Origin of the sequence: Streptomyces canus, from assembly GCF_030815415.1 — a bacterium.
Lineage (GTDB): Bacteria > Actinomycetota > Actinomycetes > Streptomycetales > Streptomycetaceae > Streptomyces > Streptomyces canus_F.
The window spans coordinates 6920714-6940125 of record NZ_JAUSWW010000001.1 but is presented as its reverse complement, the minus strand read 5'-3'; the positions used below and the strand labels follow the sequence as shown (position 1 = coordinate 6940125).

At 68.9% G+C, this 19412-nt stretch carries 10 protein-coding genes and 1 tRNA gene; 3 read left to right on the top strand and 8 right to left on the bottom strand.

What is annotated here, in order from left to right:
- Window positions 1-329: 329 nt before the first annotated feature.
- A complete protein-coding gene (locus tag QF037_RS32050; protein WP_307031216.1) occupies window positions 330-1091 on the bottom strand; it encodes an FkbM family methyltransferase in 762 nt (253 codons plus the stop codon).
- A gap of 46 nt (window positions 1092-1137) precedes the next feature.
- On the bottom strand, window positions 1138-2172 hold the full coding sequence (gene gmd, locus QF037_RS32045; protein WP_307031213.1) for a GDP-mannose 4,6-dehydratase: 1035 nt from the start codon (window positions 2170-2172) through the stop codon (window positions 1138-1140).
- 207 nt (window positions 2173-2379) lie between these two features.
- Here gmd and QF037_RS32040 point away from each other — a divergent pair, with 207 nt between their 5' ends.
- Together QF037_RS32040 and QF037_RS32035 are read left to right on the top strand one after the other, a co-directional pair.
- On the top strand, window positions 2380-3915 hold the full coding sequence (locus QF037_RS32040) for a polysaccharide biosynthesis tyrosine autokinase (RefSeq protein WP_307031211.1): 1536 nt from the start codon (window positions 2380-2382) through the stop codon (window positions 3913-3915).
- Entirely contained in the window at window positions 3912-4898 is a 987-nt protein-coding gene (locus QF037_RS32035; RefSeq protein ID WP_307031209.1) for a GDP-L-fucose synthase family protein, read from the top strand. The genes QF037_RS32040 and QF037_RS32035 overlap by 4 nt, the downstream gene beginning before the upstream one ends.
- A gap of 366 nt (window positions 4899-5264) precedes the next feature.
- Here QF037_RS32035 and QF037_RS32030 read toward each other — a convergent pair whose 3' ends face one another.
- The 4 genes from QF037_RS32030 to QF037_RS32015 form a co-directional block, all read right to left on the bottom strand.
- A complete protein-coding gene (locus QF037_RS32030; RefSeq protein WP_307031207.1) occupies window positions 5265-5711 on the bottom strand; it encodes a hypothetical protein in 447 nt (148 codons plus the stop codon).
- 492 nt (window positions 5712-6203) lie between these two features.
- Window positions 6204-6280 (bottom strand) — tRNA-OTHER (locus QF037_RS32025).
- 168 nt (window positions 6281-6448) lie between these two features.
- Complete coding sequence (locus QF037_RS32020; RefSeq protein WP_307031205.1) at window positions 6449-7090, bottom strand: hypothetical protein; 642 nt, start codon at window positions 7088-7090, stop codon at window positions 6449-6451.
- A gap of 2439 nt (window positions 7091-9529) precedes the next feature.
- Window positions 9530-13213, bottom strand: a complete 3684-nt coding sequence (locus QF037_RS32015; RefSeq protein WP_307031203.1) for a BTAD domain-containing putative transcriptional regulator — start codon at window positions 13211-13213, stop codon at window positions 9530-9532.
- 300 nt (window positions 13214-13513) lie between these two features.
- Here QF037_RS32015 and QF037_RS32010 point away from each other — a divergent pair, with 300 nt between their 5' ends.
- Window positions 13514-13939, top strand: coding sequence for a Tat pathway signal protein (locus QF037_RS32010; RefSeq protein ID WP_307031201.1), 426 nt, complete (start codon window positions 13514-13516; stop codon window positions 13937-13939).
- Window positions 13940-15684: 1745 nt separating this feature from the next.
- Here QF037_RS32010 and QF037_RS32005 read toward each other — a convergent pair.
- Complete coding sequence (locus QF037_RS32005; protein ID WP_307031199.1) at window positions 15685-17235, bottom strand: ISKra4 family transposase; 1551 nt, start codon at window positions 17233-17235, stop codon at window positions 15685-15687.
- The gene (locus QF037_RS32000; protein ID WP_307031197.1) at window positions 17229-17729 is read right to left on the bottom strand and encodes a hypothetical protein; all 501 of its coding nucleotides are present in this window, start codon (window positions 17727-17729) and stop codon (window positions 17229-17231) included. The genes QF037_RS32005 and QF037_RS32000 overlap by 7 nt, the downstream gene beginning before the upstream one ends.
- Window positions 17730-19412 lie beyond the last annotated feature (1683 nt).

Sequence of the window (19412 nt, the reverse complement as noted above, 5' to 3'; positions counted from 1 at the left end):
AAGCCCTGGCGCCGGGCGTTTGCGGGCCCGCGGGACCAAGGCATCTGTGTCAGTGGATCTTTCGGGCGGGTGGGGGACTTCGGCATCCCGGGTGCACCGCCCAGCCGCGATCTGGTCGAGCATGCGCCGGCCTTCTGCTACCGGGCGCTCGAGCTCCGCGAAGGCCGCCCCGTCCCCCACCGGCCACGTGCCGAGTACGGCTGCGAGAACCTTGTCTTCGCACCCGTCCTAGCGGGCCGGGGAACTGCGCGGCTGAACAGTCGAACCGCCGGGAGAAGCGACAGGGAGATGTGACTGAGGGAAGCGACTGAGAGAAGCAGCGCATCCTGTCAAAGGAGCGCCACTTCCCCGCCTTTCGCGTACCGGGACGGGTCGGACATGAATAAGGCGTCGTATTGCAGCACCTGGCCCGTCCGCTGATCGATGAAGCAGGGCTCCAGCCCCATCAGCGTGAATCCGTAGCGGCGCTGGGCCAGCTCGATCGCCCGGTCGATCAGCAGACCACCGTCGTACAGAGGTACGGACGAGACCTCCATCTGCAGCCCATGGCAGCGCCGGATGCGGTCTCCGCCTCCGACGAGGACAGACTCCTCGTAACCCTGCACATCGAGTTTGAGGAACACTCGTTCCTGCGACTCCACCGCCTGTGGCCAGACCTCGTCCAGGCGGCGCTGTTGGGCTTCCTGCGTGCCGACATAACGGGCGCTGGGGCACGCCTGGACGTGCCTCGGCAACATGGGCAGGACGGAACTGCTGGCTCCGTCATTGCCCGCCACATTCAGCGTGACCGTGGCCGTACGGTCACCGAGAGCGTAGGGGAAGACCCGCCACAAGGGGTCCCGCGCCGTGCACCGGTGCAGGGTCTCCAGCGCTCCATGCAACGGCTCGAACGACACGATGCGCCCTCGATATCCGAACCGGCGGAGCATCGCTCCGTACTGGCCGCCGTTCGCACCGACGTCGAGGACCACGTCGATGCCCGCGCGCAGCAGCAGCCGCACCAAGCGGTAGTCGGAGGAGCATTCGGGAAACCGCTCGACGTCGACGCCCAGGCGGCGGGCCGCCAAGCGGGCCGTGTGTCGCAGACTCATCTGCCGCCTTCCTCCTTCTTCTTGCCGCCTCTGCCCGCTCCGGCGGTCACAGGCCGACCAGCGCCTGCGCGGGAGAAGGCGACGCCGTGGCCACGACGCCCTGCCCGAGCCTGTCCAGTTCCGCGTCCACCATCAGCCGGGCCAGTTCCGGGGCCAGCACGGTCGGCCGCCAGCCCAGGACGCGTTCGGCCTTGGAGGCGTCACCGACGAGATCGTCGACCTCGGAGGGGCGCAGATAGCGGTCGTCGAAACGGACGTGGTCGCGCCAGACGAGTCCGACGTGGGAGAAGCAGTGCTCGACGAAGTCGCGGACGCTGTGGCTGGCGCCGGTGGCGACCACGTAGTCGTCCGGCTTGTCCTGTTGCAGCATCAGCCACATCGCCTCGACGTACTCGGCCGCGTACCCCCAGTCCCGTCGGGCGCCGAGATTGCCGAGGTAGACGACGTCCTGGAGGCCGGCCTTGATGCGTGCGGCGGCCATGGCCACCTTGCGGGTGACGAACGTGGGGCCGCGGCGGGGGGACTCGTGGTTGAACAGGATGCCGTTGACCGCGTACATCCCGTACGCCTCACGGTAGTTGCGTGTCGCCCAGTAGGCGTAGACCTTGGCGACTCCGTAGGGAGAGCGAGGGTGGAAGGCGGTGTCCTCGTTCTGCGGCGGAGGTGTGCCACCGAACATCTCGGAGCTGGAGGCCTGGTAGAAGCGGCAGGGCAGGCCGGTCACCCGGATCGCTTCGAGCAACCGGATGGTGCTGAGGCCCGTCGTGTTGCCGGTGAACTCCGGCTCGTCGAAGGAGACCCGGACATGCGACTGGGCCGCCAGGTGGTAGACCTCGTCCGGCTGGACCTGCTCCAGGAGGCCGGCGATCCGGGTGCCGTCGGTGAGATCGCCGTAATGGAGGAACATGCGCGCGTCGGGATCGTGCGGGTCTCGGTAGAGATGGTCGATGCGTTGCGTGTTGAAGGTCGAGGCGCGACGGACGATTCCGTGCACCACATAGCCCTTCTGCAGCAGCAGCTCCGCGAGGTAGGAGCCGTCCTGACCGGTGATACCGGTGATGAGCGCTTTCTTGACCGTCACATGCACTCCTTGCTGCGGCGACGCAGATGAAGGGATCGAGGGATGCGGGGATGCGGGAACTGCCTCACTCGGGCAGTGAAACCTATCAATTCACCTGGATTGTGACGATTGCCATCTTTGCGTGACTCGATGGATATACCGGTCATTTGTCCACTGGTGTCGTACGGTGAGGACGGAACTCACCGGATCCGATCAGGGACGGACGTCTTGGACCTGCGCGACTACCTACGAGTCCTCTCTCGCCGCTGGCGTGCCGTCACCGTGCTCGCTCTGCTCGGAACGGCGGTCGGTGCGCTCATCACCCACACGGCGACCCTCGAGTACCGGGCCACTGCAAAGCTCTTCGTGTCCGTGCGGGAGGGGTCCGACACCCTCCAGCTCGCGCAGGGAAATGTCTTCACCCAGGCTCGGGTCCGGTCGTACGCCGAGGTGGCGGCGAGTCCTCTGGTGTCCCGGCACGTCGTGGAGACCCTGGGTCTCGACATGACGCCGGATCAACTGAGCCGTCGCATCAGCGCGACCACGCAGCCCGACACGGTGCTGCTCCGGCTCACTGTCACGGACACCCGGCCGGAGCGGGCTGCCCGCATCAGCAACGCTGTGGCCGAGCGCTTCGCCGACGTGGTCCGCGGCCTTGAGCGCCCGGACGACGCGAGGACGTCCCCAGTGCGGCTGAGCATCACCCAGCCGGCCTCCGTGCCCTCCGCGCCTTTTTCCCCGCGCCCGGCGGTGAACCTCGCCATCGGGCTGATGGTCGGGCTGGCCCTCGGGGCCGGTTTCGCCGTGGCCAGGGAGTCGATGGATCGCTCGGTACGCAGTCTTCAGACTCTCACCGAGCTCCTGGCCGGGTTCGGCGGCCCTCCCGTGCTCGGGAGCGTCGCGCACGACCCGCGGACCACCCGCCATCCCGTGGCATTGCTCGACGACTTGCACGGACCGCGCGCCGAGGGCTTCCGGCGGCTGCGCACCAGCCTGCGGTTCGTGGACGTGGACCAGCCGCCGAAGGTGATCGCGGTAACCAGCCCGCTGCCTCGTGAGGGGAAGACCAGTGTCGCGATCAACCTGGCCGCGGCGCTGGCCGAGACCGGTGCCTCGGTGTGCCTGGTCGACACCGACCTGCGCCGGCCTTCCACTGCCCGCGTCCTGGGGCTGGTGCGGGACGCCGGGTTGACCACCGTGCTGATCGGCCAGGCCGAGGTCCACCAAGTGCTGCAGTCCGTGGGCTCCTTCTCGGTGCTGACCAGTGGCTCGGTGCCGCCCAATCCCACCGAGCTGCTGGGCAGCGACCAGTTGAGGGGCGTGCTGCGCAGCCTCGCCGGCAAGTTCGACCATGTCGTGGTGGACACCCCGCCGGTGCTGCCGGTGGCGGACGCGTCCGTGATCGCCACCGTCGTGGACGGCTACCTGGTGGTGGTGCGGGCTTCACGCACCAGCCGCGACCAGGTCGGCGCAGCCCTTCGCACACTGCAGCAGGTCGGTGCTTCCGTGCTCGGTACGGTCCTGAACATGACGTCGTCGAAGGAGGAGGGCAGCACGTATGGCTATGCGTACGAATACCGGCCGCAGCACCGGACAGCCGGCCTATTCTCCAAACGACGCGGCAGCTGGCACATGCCGCCCGCCGGTGGCGCTCCGGCCCTGCCGACTCCAGGCGGAGAGCAGGATGCCCAGGCCACGGGCACGCAGGAGGCACTCGACGGCGAGCCTCACTCCATGACCGCCGACCGGAGCGCGCAGCGGTGAGCTCCCCAGCCTCAGCACCGTGCGGGTACGTTCACCGCCGCCTCGACCGCTCCGCGCGCGTATTCGTTGGCGGAAGCCGTGGACTCGTCGGTTCCGCGGTGTGCCGGCATCTGGAGCGGGAGGGCTTCACCGACGTGGTCGGACCCGGCTCCGCCCAACTGGACCTGCGCGAGCGCCGTGCCGTCCTCGACTGGTTCGCGGCCACCCGGCCGGATGTGGTGGTGCTGGCCGCCGCACGGGTGGGCGGGATCAAAGCAAATGCCACCCGTCCCACGGAGTTCCTCTCCGACAACCTGCGTATCCAGGTCAACGTGCTGGACGCGGCCCTGGAACAGGGGGTGGAGCAGCTGCTGTTCCTGGGTTCCAGCTGCGTCTATCCGAAATTCGCCGACCAGCCCATTCGAGAGGAGGCGCTGCTGACCGGTGCGTTGGAGCCGACCAACGACGCCTACGCCATCGCCAAGATCGCCGGGCTCCTGCACGTGCAGGCGGTGCGGCGGCAGCACGGTCTCCCCTGGATTTCCGCCATGCCGACCAACCTGTACGGCCCCGGCGACAACTTTCATCCCGAGCAGTCCCATGTCCTGGCATCGCTGATCCGGCGCTTCCACGAGGCCCGAACGGCAGGGGCACGGCGAGTGGTGAACTGGGGTACCGGAACACCTCGCCGGGAGTTCCTGCACGTGGATGATCTGGCTCGGGCATGCCTGTACCTGCTGGAGCACTACGACGCGGACGGATCGGTGAATGTCGGCACCGGCACGGACCTGACGATCCGGGAGGCCGCCGAGTTGGTGGCAGAGGTCGTCGGCTACCAGGGGGCCATCGAGTGGGACGCGGCCCAGCCGGACGGCACTCCACGCAAGGTCCTTGACGTCTCCCGGATCACCACTCTGGGATGGGCCCCGCGTATCGGCCTGCGGGAGGGAATCGCCGAAGCGTACGCCTGGTACGTGGAACACCGAGGGTCCGCTGCCCTGTGACACCCCGCGCCGCTCCGCGCGCGAACTCGGCACCGCACTGGCATCGGGAGGACTTTCGTGATGCGGTGCTGATCGACCAGTGCGAGCGCACGCTCTTCGTAGTCGCACCGCGGTGAGCACACCGTCGCCCACTTTGGAGTCAGCGACAACGGTGTCTGTGCGGCGATCTTCGGCGCGGTCAATTCGGCGTGGAGTCGGTTCATGTCGGATCGGGTCTTCCTCAGCCTGTCGTGTCCCTTCCGGCCGGCTGCCGACCTCCCGCTCGCGGTCCACTTGTAGGCGACCGCCTCCGTAGTTCGTGCGCGGGCGACCGGCCGTCCTCGCCGTCGCCGCGACGTCCCTCCTCGTCGCGTGCGGCGCTGCTGCCTAGTACGCCAACATCGGCCAGGCAGCGCCACGGCCCCTCGCTGAGCCTGGCACATCGTTGACGCTCCCCGGCACGGACAGCAACGCCCAGGGCCCAGAGCCGAGCACACCCGCCGAGCACCGCACGGACGTCACGACCGACACAGCGGCCCAAGGAATGACGGCGCCCATCTCGCGCTTCCCGGCCCGGCCGACGTCACCGAAGATGACCACAAGGGCGACAGCGGACACGGCGGCCAGGACCGCCCCGGGACCGGCACCCCAGGCGAACCGTCCGCGCCGGGCGCCCACACCTCCGGGCGAGACGAAGCCGCAGACACCGAGCCCGGCGCCGCCGCCCGCGCCGACGCCGCCCGCGCCCAGCGAGCCGCCGCACACCACGCCGCCCCTCAGCGACGACAGAGAAATCTGCGCCCTCCCCGACCTGATCAACCTCTGCGCCAGCATGGTGGGCGCACGCCCCTGACACGGGGCTCCTGACGGCCCGCCGCCGAAATGATTGGTCACGGCTACCCGACAGGCGACCCGCGGCCTCCGGAGTCCTCGATGTGCACTGCCCAGCTGGCTGGCGACGGTCGTAGCTCCGGACCCTGGTGGGGGAGCAGCAGGGCGTTCGGGTTCACGCCGAGTGCCGCAGCGAGGGCGGTCAGGTCGTCGATGTCGATACGCCGGACGTTCTTCGGCGGCTCAGCGCCGGCCAGTCGCCATGGCCGCGACAGTAACTGCTCATACGCGAGAGGGCCCCTGGCGCACACAGCCGGAGGCCCTCTCGCCTTCTGCGCCCGCCAGGCCGCGCCCGAACTGCGCGGCTGGACCGTGGACGTGGCGGGTTCCCACTTCGGGCGAGCAAGCAATCTTGAAGGACGCAAAAAGGCCCCCGCAGGAGCGAGGGCCTTGACGTTTCCGCTGGTCACTGGCGTCTGCCCGCGTAGCGAAGAGTGGGGCGGGTGGGACTCGAACCCACGGCCGACGGATTATGAGTCCATTCAGGATCTTGGCGGTCCTTACCATTTCACGTCGATTCATGGCGTTCTTGCAGGTCAGGCGAGTGCATCCCTGTCGGCCTTGCACGGTCCTTGTCGGTTGGTTCCGGTCCTTGTGGTCCCTATGTGGTCCCTATGTGGTCCCTGCGGTTCCTCTGAGATGCCTGTCCGGCACGGAATCCTCCGTGCCGGACAGGCATCTCAGTCATCTCTTCCGGTGCTCTCGCTCGGCAGGAAGGTATGGCGTGCCCAGAGGCCCAGCATTACTGTTCCACCGACCAACAGCGATACCGGGTCGTAGGCAAGAGGAGTCAACGCATATCCGAGCGCCGTGACGGTGCAGACTGTCAGGACAATGAACGCGCTCCCCGACCGCAGCATCGGCCGACCTGCGACCAGTACGCTCCCCCCGCCGGGCACCCAGGGTCCGACAGCGATTGCCAGCAGTCCCGCGGTAACGCAGACGTCGCCCAGTTGGAATGACATCGCCTCGGGGCCATGTGGGCCGCCGATCATCCGCAGTCGCAGGGTGTCGCCGATCAGCATGAGGAACAGTCCGACGATCGCTGCCCACACAGTGGCCTGCTGGTCGCACCGTACGAGACGTCGCAGGACGAGCAGAAAACTGAGGGACACGACTTCCGAGGCCCAAAGGACGCCGATCATCCCCGTCTCCGGCCGCCAGCCATCACCGGCTCTCCCCAGGAGTACCCATCCGGCCATGAACACAGCCCCGGCCGTGACGGCCCCATCAAGCACGCGCCGCAGCCACGCGTGCCGACCTGTACCGGCATCGGCGGCGACCACCAGACCGGCCATCCCCAGACCGACCGCGATCGTCACTCCGGTGACCACCGCCGAACCGGCCAAGCCTCGTGAGTCCAGTCCCTGCGCCGGTTGAGCCCACAGCGCGGTAGTCGCGGCCCGATAGACGCCCCCGGCGGTCGTAGATCCCGCCAACAGCAGCAGCCGCTTCCGCACCCGCCCACTCGCGCCCCAGACACGGAGCAGCAGAGAGAACGTCAACACCCAGCAGCCGATGGACGGTCCGAGGGACATCATCCGCGCCGCCAGACCCCCGCCTGCCCACCATCCGGGGCAGTCGGCACTGTTCCAACAAGACATTCCACAGCGGCCGCGCTCCAGACACTTGCCCTGGCCCAATGGCAGCAACTCGTCTGGACCGTGAGCCCGTCCGACGGCTTCCCCAACCTCAACATGCAGGTGCGCCTTTCAACCGGCGCCCGCCGTCAGGACCTCCCCCACGGCCGTCGGCCCCGTACACAGACCGTACGAGACTCACCACCAGCACCGGGCGGAAAAGTCAGCTGACTCACTCATGTTGCGTAAAGAGAGAGAACAGCCCGCGGCCACAGTCTCAGTGAGCTTCTGGACAACAACACCACCAGCCAGAACCGGCTGAAGGCTCCCAGCGCAGAAGGCACCTCGGCATCGTGGACTGGCTCACGGCCCGCCGCGACTCCACCGGCCCGGGGCGCAACGACTACCCGCCGGCCTGTGGACTTCAGTTCCCGCAGCCAACTGGTGCTCGGTCGGCTGCCGGATGCGGACGAGGCCGTTCCCGCCCCCGGTACCGTGCTCCTCGGCCGTGGTCTGGCCCTGCGTCTCGTCCAGCCGTTGCTGGTGCACGCCCTCACTGATGAGGTCCTCCAAAAATCCCCAGGGCTGCTCACGTTCCAGCGTTGTTCAAGGCTGCTTTGCCCCGGGGTGCGTTCATGGGCGGTTCGGGCAGCCAGTCGCGCGCCGGGTCGTACTCCAGCCATCGGCTGCCCTGCTTGCGCGGCGCAGGCGGCGGTGAGGCCGTCCAGCCCAGGGTGTCCGTTGCCTGTGCGCCACAGCAGCGACCAGGCGTACAGCGGTGCGGGGTTGACCAGGGGAATGGAACGCAGCCCGAGGACCTCCGGCAGCGGCACGTCGGCGGGCAGCAGCGAGAAGCGTCGCGGGTCCTGCGCCACATCGGCGAGGAAGTGGGTAAGGCCCAGGTTGACGCTCGCGGCTCTGTCCTGGATGTCGAATCGGTCGGCGAACTGGTGGAGGAAGTCGAGCCGCTCCAGCGCACCGGGTGTCAACAGCAGGCTGCCGCGCAGCTGGCCTCCAGGTAGCCGTTCGTCCGCTCGACCAGATCCTTCGACTCCGGGTCGCGGGGCCCGGCAAAGGATCACCTTGCAGGCCAGCAGCCCGGCCAGGGCGGCGAACTCATGTCCCCCCGGCGGCGTCCGATGGCCGGCTCGTTGTCCCACTGCACGCGGGGGATCCGACCGGGCGCCCTGCGGACGAAGGCTCACAGCCGACGAATGAGCAGGGACCCAGCCGGAAAACCTACACACGCGAGGCATCGGCGCCGTCTTGGTCCCTGTCTGGTCCCTGGATCATGGCTCCGAGCCCCAGGGCAGCTGTTCCCGGGTCCGACAACCACCCTGACCACCTGCTCCGCCGCAGGTCAGAGCCGCGCGCCTACTCGCGGACGGCGCCAGACTCAGAAGAATCCGAACTCGCGAGCAGCGGATTCAGTCCGTTGAGAGCAAGTTGACGTTCAGACGCTCAACGCGGAACGTTTCCGCAGGTCAGCGACCCAGGGCGGCTTCGCCGCCCGCCGTGGGACGGGTAAATGGGCAGAACGAACGCCCCGTAGCCCTTGATCAACACCGCGCCGCGGGGTGGCAACGCAGGAGGCGAGGTCAGCTACCTGCGGTTTGCCCACGCCGGTTCGTATTTACGCGTCAGCGACCCAGGGCGGCTTCGCCGCCCGCCGTGGGACGGGTAAATGGGCAGAACGAACGCCCCGTAGCCCTTGATCAACACCGCGCCGCGGGGTGGCAACGCAGGAGGCGAGGTCAGCTACCTGCGGTTTGCCCACGCCGGTTCGTATTTACGCGTCAGAAGCCTGCGCAGGTGGGGCGGGTGGGACTCGAACCCACGGCCGACGGATTATGAGTCCCTTGGGGATCTTGGCAGCTCTTGCCGATCAACGCTCATTCTTGACGTTTTCCCAGGTCAGGACGGTTGATCCGTGTCAATCCTATGCAGTGCTTGTCGATCTGTTCCTGTCCTTGTGGCCCCTCAATAACCCCTGAGCGTATTTCGGTCGGCGCCTACAGGAGCAGCAGGCTCCCCCTCATCCGAGGCAAAATCCGCATGTCCGTTTTCGCAGGCCGACACACGTCTGCTTGCGGCGGCTGAACTCCCGACGCCGAGACGGATGAACCCGGCGAGTAACCCTTGGGGGACTCGCTCCAGCGGAGCTTGCGCCGTCCGGGAGTCTCAGATCCCGGGTGTGATGCCGGTTGTCGGAAGCGGAGTTCGGGCGGCGATGCGATCGTGTTCTTGATCGGCCAGTGCGGACAGGGCCGTTGCCCCGCAGCCAGTGAACAATGCTCTCGCTCGTTCCAGCTGCGCGAGTCCTTCGGGCCGGCGGTCGACGACGGACAGTGCGATGCCCGCCGTCAGCCGGGCTGTGGCTTCATAGAGTGGCATTCGAGCTGCGCAGAACGCGGCAGCGGCCTCGCACGCAGCCTCTGCCGCAGCCGCGTCTTCCCTTGCGAGGTGTACCTCGGCGCGGGCCAGCAAAGCGAAGCCGAGCTGTCCGGGCGGTCTGTCGGGGCTCACAGCGGATGCTGCACGGCGGGCCCACATCTCGGCAGCCACCACATCGCCCCGGGCCAGTTCCGCACCAGTCAACAGCCGCAACCACACTGTGCGCACGGGTGCTTCGAACGCTGACATTTCGGGGCCACCACCCGCTTCGATCACCCTGCGGACGCAGCCCGCCGGATCACCGGTGAACAGCAACGCATTGCCGAGCATTCCGAGGATCGCCGACCGGTACTGGGTCGGTTCGGGGCCGGCCTGCGAAAGCGACTCCTCACAGATCTTCAGTGCTCCGGCGAAGTCTCCCCGCCACATCGAGACCGCCGCGTTCACCGCCTCGGCCAGCGAGCGTGGCTCGTTGCTGCCGACGAGTGATGCCGCCTCCAGCGCGTCGTCGGCGTACTTTGCTGCCTCGTCCAGATGCCCGAGCCACATCAGTACGTACGCGGAGGCAGCGAAGAGATCGGCGAGCATGAGGCTTTGGCCGGTACGACGGGAAAGGTCCAGGCCCTGACCGAGGTGCCGGAGCGCGGCGTCGTAGTGTCCCAGGAACATTTCCGTCCAGCCGATCGTGACAAGGGTGTCGATCTGGTCGACCAGTTGCTGGTCATCGGCTTCGTCGACTACTTCCCGTACCAGGTCCAGGTAGTCGGTCGATCGGACGGAGTCCCCGGCCAAGGTATGTGCCAGTGCCAGCAGACTCCGGACAGCGGTGATCCGCCATGGGTCGCCGGTGGTTTCTGCCGAGTGCAGCGCGCGTTCGCCCCAACCGATGGCTGTGGGAAAGTCGGCTGTGCGAAGCGCCACCGTCGCGACCCCCATCTGCAGAGCGGCGGTCTCGGATTCCGGCCGGTCGTCGTGGTCCGCCAGTTCCCGAAGCAGCAGCGACGTCGCCTTCTTGTAACGGCCGAGCTTCCACTCCACCGTGGCTCGGGAGACGGTCAGCCGAGCCCGCTGAGCCCCTGCCTGCGCAGGCGGGAGAGAAGCGGTCGTGCGCAGGACGTCGCGGCTTTCCAGCAGTCGTCCGGCCATGCCCAGCGCATCGGCCTGCTGGAGCCACAGTTCGGGCCGCAGCCGACTCTGCTCACCGAGCAACCGCAGGGCTTCCTGCGTCCAGTGCGCGGCAGCGGCCGGTGCGATCGTCATCACCTGACGGGCGGCGCGTACCAGTACGTCAACGGCATGTTCGTCTCCCACCCGCGCCGAACGCTGAACGTGCGACGCCTGGGCGGTCAGCGGTGCGCCGTGCAGCGCCAGGCCGTGCGCGGCCCGGGTATGCGCCTCGATCCGCCAGCCGGCGCCCGCCCCCTGGTACACCGCTGCCCGCACCAGCGGATGGCGGAACCGGAATCGGCGCGTGGAGCCGATCTGGCGTACCAGGTCCCGCTCCGCGACCTCGTCCAGGGCGGCAAGGGCCTGTGCCTCACCGGTCCGGGCCACGACTGCAACCATCTCGGCTTCGAAGGAGTCACCGAGCACCGCGGCCGCCTGTGTACAGGCCCTCGCAGTGGCCGACAGACCTCCCAGCTCCTCCAGCAGTGCGGCACGCACCGATTGCGGCAGATCGTCGGCGACAGGCACCGCGTCGGCCGGGACCACCGACGGGCTTTCGTTCCCGGCGCTTCGGGCCAGCGCCTCCAGGTAGAACGGGTTGCCGCCGCTGGCCTCGTACAGCCGTCGGAAGCGCCAGTGATCCGGCCTGGCCCCGCACAGCTCCGCTCCCTCGGTCGGGGACAGCGGCCCCAGCTCGACCCTGGCCACTCTTCCCTCGGTTCCGGCCCGGGCCAGTGCCGCGGCCAGTCGCGGCGGAGCCTGCCGGGGACGGTAGCCGAGGGCGAGGAGCAGCGGTGTCCTCGGCGGGTGCCGTACCAGATGGTCGATCAGCTCGGCTGTACCGTCATCCGTCCACTGCAGGTCGTCCAGGCTGAGCACGAGCCCGCCGTCGGCACTCAGCGCCTCCAGCAACGTCCGCACCGCCCGGTGGAACCAGTACCGTTCGACCGTCACCGGCTCCAGCCCGGCCGGGAACCGGTCACGGAGTGCGGGGAAGACCGTACTCAGCAGCGCGAACGCGCCTGGCAGTGATCCATCGTGCCGGAGCCGGAGGAAGTCCACACGGCCGAGGTGGTCGTCCAAGGCGTCCACGAACGCACCGTAGGGAGCCCGGTCGAACTCCACGCTGCGGCCGGCCAGGGTCACGAAACCGCGCCGTCTCGCCCGCTCGCCCAGTTCGCCGAGCAGCCGTGTCTTTCCGATACCCGGTTCCCCGACCACCTCGACCACCGCTGGCGCACCGGCCAGGGCATCCTCGATCGCATCGTCGAGAACCGCCAACTCCGCTGCCCGCCCGACGAGGTGGCTCCCCGTCCGGGGGCGCCGCGGTGTCGGCGGGCCGGGCAGGTCGGCGCCATCCTGTGGGGTTCCCACCGGCGGTGGCGTGGGTGACGGGCCCGGCCCGAGAGCGGGTGTGGATCCCGGAGCACGCCCGGCAGCGGGGCCGGCGGCGGGGACGTTCAGTGCGGGGTCGGTGGTGAGGATCTGCTGGTGCAGTTGCCGCAGCGGGAGGCCGGGGTCACAGCCGAGTTCTTCGGCCAGCAGCAGCCGGATCTGCTGGTAGCGGTTGAGGGCATCGGCCGGGCGACCGCAGCGGTACAGGGTGAGGATGAACTGGCCTGCCAGCCGTTCGTCCAGTGGGTGCAAGTCGACCCGGGCCGACAACTCGGACAACAGTCCGCTGTGGTGACCGCAGCGGAGCCGGACATCGGTGTGGTCCAGTTCGACCGCGACCCGTTCTTGGTCGACCGCGTCGCGGAGGGCGTTGATCCAAGGGGTGTCCAGACCCGCGAAGGCATCTCCCCGCCAGAGGCCGAGTGCCTGCCCGAACAGGGTTGCAGCCTGCTCGTCCTTCTCGTTCCACGCGGCCGCGCGGGCCCGTGCGGCAACGTCACGGAAACGGTGCAGATCCACTGCCGCCGCCTCGACGTCGAGGACATACCCACCGGAACGGCGGACGATATCCGCCCCCTGGGCGACGGCCAAGGCGTGCCGCAGACGGGAGACATAGCCGTAGACCGTGTTCCGGGCCCGCTGCGGAGGACGGTCGGCCCAGACGCGCTCGACGAGCTGGTCCACCGAAACCACCTGGTTGGCGTCCACCAGCAGCACTGCGAGCACACACCGCTGACGGGCATGGCCCAGATCGACGCTTCGGCCGTCCACCCGCGCCTCGACGCTGCCGAGCACACCGAACTCAACCGTCACAGCACGCCCCCCACTCTCAGATCCCCACCCTGGCACAACACCTTCGACCAGCCAATTCAACGTTTGCTCAAGGTTCGCCGACGGTCGACCGAGCATCTTGGTCCAGGACAGGAAACAGCGCCACGAAGAACCCGGAGGCCCAGCTCGGCAAGCGTTCAGCCGCACAGCGAAACGGCCGCACCCGACGAGCGGGCAGTCAGCGACCCGGGGCGTGGAGTGGCGCCTCCGCACTAGTTACCCCGGATACGCACGCAAGTAGCGGCAGAACGCAGGCTGTCGCACTGAACGCACAGCAACCTCGCCCCGGGGTGCGAGCAGCACAGCCTGGGCCTCTGTCCCGTCGTCCACCCAGTGGATCCGTCCCCAGTCACACCATCGACATCCAGGAGGACCGCCATGGTCAATGGCATCACGCTCAAGAGCGTTCAGAAGAAGCTCGCGGTCGCGGCCGCCGCCGCAGGCCTGGTCATGGCCTTCTCCGGCCAGGCTCAGGCCGCGAGCTATTACCAGAGCACGTCCGACGGCTGCGCCTCCGTCAACGGCTCCTACAACTACTGGCAGGTCACGACGGGCTACGACACCAACTGGGACTTCACGATCTGGGACAACTGCGCAGACGGCAAGGGCGCGGGGCTCTACACCACCTACCAGAAGTGGGAGAACGGAGGGTGGAACTACCACGGCTACACCAAGCTCGGTTCGGACAGCAACGGTGCCAACAGCACCCCCGGCTACGCGAACGGCAACGGGCACAGCGTCCGCGACGTGAAGCTGTACGTCTGCTTCGTCGGTGACGCCAATTCCTGCGTGTCGCTGTTCTAGCGTTCCCAGGAGTCGGCCCGAGTGAGCCCCCGGCATTCGCCGACGACACCCCGGAGGGGGCGGGGCGCGGCTGAAGTGCACAGAGGCGCCGAGCCCCTGGTGTACGGAGATGGCGCGGACGCCACGGCACCGGAGGAGGGGGCCTGTGTGCCAGCGGCAGCAGCTCAGTCTCTGCCACCGGATCCGGGCACCACACCCGCCCCCCTCGTGGCGCCCGTTCTCCTCCTCATGGAGGACGGGCGCACCGGGCTGCTCGGCCGCCTCTTCCCGTCACAGTCCGCGGAGACCGGGGTCACCACTCCCGCAGACCTCCACCGTGAGGGGGTTCGGATGGCCGATCGCGAGGGCCGCTGCTGGTCATCTGTGCCACCGGCCGGCAAGGTGGCGCGACCGCACAGCGCCTGCTCAAGTGTGGTCGGCCGGTCAGAGCCCTGGCATGCATCCGGGTCACTGTCCGTCAGGGCGATGCGGGCGGCAGGCGCCGGCCTTGTCGTCGGCGACCCGGCCGATCCGACGTCACTCCTCGATGCCGCTGATCGCGGTACGCGACATCGGCGCGTTCGCCGCCGCGATCGCGGTCGAACTGGCCCGAGCACTTCCTCGGCCGGGCCCTCGAGATCGCCGAGTGGCCCTCAGGCCTCGGCGATCGCCGGGTCAGGAGCCGTCGACCTGGTGCCTGCGGACGCGCTCGGCCAGCGGGAGGGGCGTCTCGTCCAGACCATTGACCGACCTCCTCGCCATGCGTGCGCACGCCCCCGTGGAAGGCGAGGAGCTGCTGTCGTCGCGGTGGGAAACCACCACCGCCTCCGAGTCGGGTGCGTTCCGGTAGTCGGTGGCACAGATGAGGCAGGCCGGACCCGAGAGCCCTTCCCACGGGGTGTCGCACAGACCTCCGCCATGCCCCCTCCGGGACCGTCCGCGACACGCAGAACAGCCGGACGCCAGATGCTCTCCCGGTAGCCACTGCTTCCACTGGACACCAGGTGCGCTATCGGTACGCCGCCGACGCCCTACCCGCGCCTGCGTACCCACCACACCGGTATCTGCACTGCCTCCGCCGCCAGCCCGGTGCTCAACTGGTCGCCCTGTGGATGGCCGCCCCAGCCGCGCAACCCAGCAAATGGGACAGCGAATCGGCCGGAGGCACCGTCGGTCTGCGCGCTGCTGCGCTCTCCGGGCCCCTGCGCGGCCCCTTGGCCTGGGCCTCAGTCCTCAGGACAGTCACCCGGACCACGAGCGACACCCTCGATCATCTACTCAGCCGCAGGTCAGAGGGGTTGGAGCTCCCCCAAGTGCCGCCCGACTCCAAACCCCCGAGCAGCGGATTCCGTCCGTCCATGCAATATTGACGCCTCGACACCCAAAATGAACGTTTCCGCAGGTCAGAAGCCTGCGCAGGTGGGGCGGGTGGGACTCGAACCCACGGCCGACGGATTATGAGTCCATTGGGGATCTTGGCGGCCTTTGCCGATCAGTGCCGATTCACGCCGTTCTTGCAGGTCAGACGTGCTGATCCGTGTCAGCCCTTTGCAGTGCTTGTCGGTCTGTTCCTGTCCTTGTGGCCCCTCAATGGCCCCTGGGGGCTGATGAGTTGGACGCTTACCACAGCAGCAGCCGCGTCCGCCCAGTTCAGCCAAGAGGATAGAACCCTCGCACAGCGGATTTCCCTTCCAACGCGCAGAGGCTCCGCCCCTCCACTCGGGGCGAAGCCTCGATGGGTGCAGATCCAATGAGGGTGCTGTCGATCAGGCGGTGGGTATGACCTGGTCGCGGTAGCGCGTCTGGTGGTTGCGGATGAACTCCTGCTGCTGGTGCCAGGTCCAGTAGGCGTCGAAGTCGCCGTTGGCGCGGACGGCACGCAGCTTGAGCACGGCTTCAGCTCCGGACAGGCCCCAGCGGGCGCCGGTGATGTCCAGGCGGTCTTTGACCAGGTGCCGGCATGCTCCCTCGATGATTCCGGTGGCGATCGGCCAGCCGCGTTCAAGGGCGGTGTCGTAGCGCAGGTGCTCGGCCTTGCCGGATAGGTAGTTCACGGCCTCGTCGATGCCCTTGCGCTGGGCGCCACGCAGTCCGGCGGCGCGGGCGGCTTCCTCGAGTGCGGCGACGGTCTGCTGCACGCCGCCGCCCAACAGAACGCGGGCGTGACGGGCGACCCAGCTCTCGGCGGAGGCATCGCCGCTGTCGTGCAGGCACCAGGCCGCTCGCCACAGATATTCGAGCACGTGGATCAGGTCGACGATGATGTGGACGTCCACGCCGCGCTGCCGCGCTTCGGCCTTGATGAGGTCGATCTGATGGCGGGCCCCGTCGACCAGGACGACCCAGCAACGGCGGTGGCCGGGGTCGCGGTGCTCCGCCTGGTCAAACACGGCCGACACCACCTGCACGGCGGTGTCGGTCACCGAACCGCACAACCACTTCGACCGGGCCTTCGGCCCCTGGCGGCGCTCGGGCGCCGCGCCGTGGCCGGCGTCGTCTTGCCGGTCGGGGTCGGCGAAGATGTCGTCCACCGTGCGCGGCGCGGGCTCGGCATCGTAGACGGCTCCCAGGGTGGCCATCCGTTTCCTGCCGTGTTTCTCCCCGGACGCCAGCCGGGTCTTCATCGCGTTGCCTCCCTTGGCGGCTGCAGCCTTCGCGGTGTCCTCACGCAGTGCTTCGGGTCTTATCACCACGCCCTTGCCGTCGACCGACAAGATCAGCGGCGTGGTGTCGGTGCAGGGAGCCGGCACGACGGCGTCGTAGAACGCGTCGATGTCGACTGCGGCGCCGACGGCGAGTTCCTGGACCTGCCGGTGCCCGATTCCGGAGCCGGTGACGGCGTTGATCCGCTCGCAGGCGTCGGCGAAACTGCCGCGGGCGGACTCGATCGCGGCGAGCCTGGCCAGCCCGTGCGAGTGCATTGCGTCTGGAAGGTTCAGTAACGCGTCGGCCGGGTGTAGGTCCGCCACGCCCGCGCCGCGGTAGGCGATCCGGACCACGGTGACCTTGCCGAACACCGTGGCCAGAATCCGGTGCCGACCCCGCTCGATCCTTGAGCGTCCGACACCGGCGGCGTCCACGACCTCCTCACGGCGCACCTCGTCCCTGGCCCGCAGGGTCAGGTGGTCCTGGAACAACTGCCGGGTGACCTCGCGCATCCGCGCACCCAGCAGATCCTCCAACTGTGCATGTGTCATCACCGCCGCCTGAGGGGCCGCCAGCTCCGCGCACGCCGCGGCGAACAGACTCGCCGAGGCGGCGAAGGCGTCCTCACACTCTGCGAGCGAAGCCTGGGCCGGCCCCACCACGCTCACCATCCCTGCTTCCTGCCGTCGACCTTGAACAGCCCGGACGAAGGCTCCGCCAGGATCCCGCGCTCCACGAGCCTCTTCAGCTTCGAGCGCATCCCCTCGACATGCCGCGGCTCGGTCCCCAGACCCAGGTGCTGGCAGACCTCTTTGCAGCGCATCGCCGCCCCCGAGGTCGCGAACAAAGCGATGATCCCCTGGTACTCCGGCGACATCACCGTCACGTCGAGCCCTGCCTCGGCCTTCACCAACGCCACAGCTACCCCGCCGGCACCCCCACCCGCGGCGTCCGCACCCCCACCCGCGGCTTCCGCGTCCGGCACCGGCGAAGACGGCGCGGCCAGCACCTCCTCCACCGTCTCGCGCGCGATCTGCAACCGCGCCAGCCGCTCCTCGGCCCGCGACAACTCTTCGGACAGACCGGCGATCTGCTCACGCAGCCGCTCGGCCTCGCCCAGCACCTCAGCCCGCCTGGCCTCCAACGCCTCCATCAACGACGGCACATCACACCCACCCTCGCTCAGCACCCGCACGCCTCACGGCGGGCTCGACCCCGGCGACGGTAGGAGTCGGCACGACCAGCTACATCCCGAACCTCTGCGAATCACCCCAACGAGGCACCCTCGGAAGATCTGCACCCAGCCTCGATAGCCGTTTCCGCAGGCCAGACGTCGTCTGGTCAGCTTATCCAGCTCAGCCGCCATCTTCCAGAGTGAGCTGGAGAGATCGGGCGGATTGCAGCTTCGGGCACACGGCGTGAGGATGCCCCCGCCACGGGCTTCCCTCGCGTCGTGCCGGCCAAAGCATGGTTCGGCGTACAGGCGGGACATGATTGCCGCGTGGCCCGGAGTTCATGGCTGCCGTGAGATGACTTCGGTGACGGCCGAGTCGGCATCCGGCGCGAAGGACACAGTCGAGGTCTACACATGCCCCCTTATCAGCGAACTGGCGGACCATCCCCGCGGGCGCGGGGAGCACACGATGACCTCGGAGCAGTTCGGGGTGACGGCGGGACCATCCCCGCGTTCGCGGGGAGCACAGGGCGACAGCTTCGCGTGGACGTTGCGGTTGGGGACCATCCCCGCGCGCGGGGAGCGCAGACAGCCGAACGACCGGGACTGGCTGATGTCGGGACCATCCCCCGCGGGCGCGGGGAGCACGTGCGCGAAGAACGGGTTGGTGTCCTGAGCGGGGGACCATCCCCGCAGGCGCGGGGAGCACCAACGAAGTACCCCGAGGCAGCAGCGTCTCCGGGGACCATCCCCGCGGGCGCGGGGAGCACTCGTCAACCCCGGTGACGCGGTACACGCGCCGGGGACCATCCCCGCGGGCGCGGGGAGCACAGTACGTCCCGCGCGGCACTCTGGCAGGCGTAGGGACCATCCCCGCAGGCGCGGGGAGCAAACTGTCCTCGTACCGCCCCGGCTGTATGAGGAGGGACCATCCCCGCGGGCGCGGGGAGCACGGGCGCCTGTACCCGTCGGGCGCGCTGGTCCAGGGACCATCCCCGCGGGCACGGGGAGCACCAGCTCGAAGAGGGCGTGTACCTGGTCCGCCGGGGACCATCCCCGCGGGCGCGGGGAGCACTGTGTTGTCCACGGAGGCCCCTTTCAGTTCTCGGGACCATCCCCGCGGGCGCGAGGAGCACACCGCCGTGCGCCTGTCCGCCTCCGGGCGCTGGGGGCCATCCCCGCGGGCGCAGGGAGCACTTTCCCACAGTGTCCCGGCCTCCACCCCGGTCGGGACCATCCCCGCGCGCGGGGAGCACACGCCGCGGCCGCGCAGCTTGCCGGCGTACGCGGGACCATCCCCGCGGGCGCGGGGAGCACGAGTGGGGACGACTCAACGGAGTTTCTTGCTCAGGACCATCCCCGCGGGCGCGGGGAGCACCCCATCGCCAGGGCCATCGCCATGTGGGAGTCGGGACCATCCCCGCAGGCGCGGGGAGCTCGGGCAGGTGCTTTACCTGCCCGACACGGACGTGGGACCATCCCCGCGGGCGCGGGGAGCACACGGGGCCTCGGTACGAGGTCGGCCACACCCGGGGACCATCCCCGCAGGCGCGGGGAGCACGGACCGACGCCCAGCTGTGCGGCGAGCTTGGCGGGACCATCCCCGCGGGCGCGGGGAGCACATGCCCTTGGTGCCGGTGGGCGGGCGGCGGAGGGGACCATCCCCGCGGACGC

Excerpts from the sequence above, each read along its gene's own strand:
- QF037_RS32050 (WP_307031216.1), bottom strand. The coding sequence starts at position 1,091 with ATGAGTCTGCGACACACGGCCCGCTTGGCGGCCCGCCGCCTGGGCGTC.
- QF037_RS32030 (WP_307031207.1), bottom strand. The coding sequence starts at position 5,711 with ATGCTGGCGCAGAGGTTGATCAGGTCGGGGAGGGCGCAGATTTCTCTG.
- QF037_RS32015 (WP_307031203.1), bottom strand. The coding sequence starts at position 13,213 with ATGCTCGGTCGACCGTCGGCGAACCTTGAGCAAACGTTGAATTGGCTG.
- QF037_RS32010 (WP_307031201.1), top strand. The coding sequence starts at position 13,514 with ATGGTCAATGGCATCACGCTCAAGAGCGTTCAGAAGAAGCTCGCGGTC.
- QF037_RS32005 (WP_307031199.1), bottom strand. The coding sequence starts at position 17,235 with ATGGTGAGCGTGGTGGGGCCGGCCCAGGCTTCGCTCGCAGAGTGTGAG.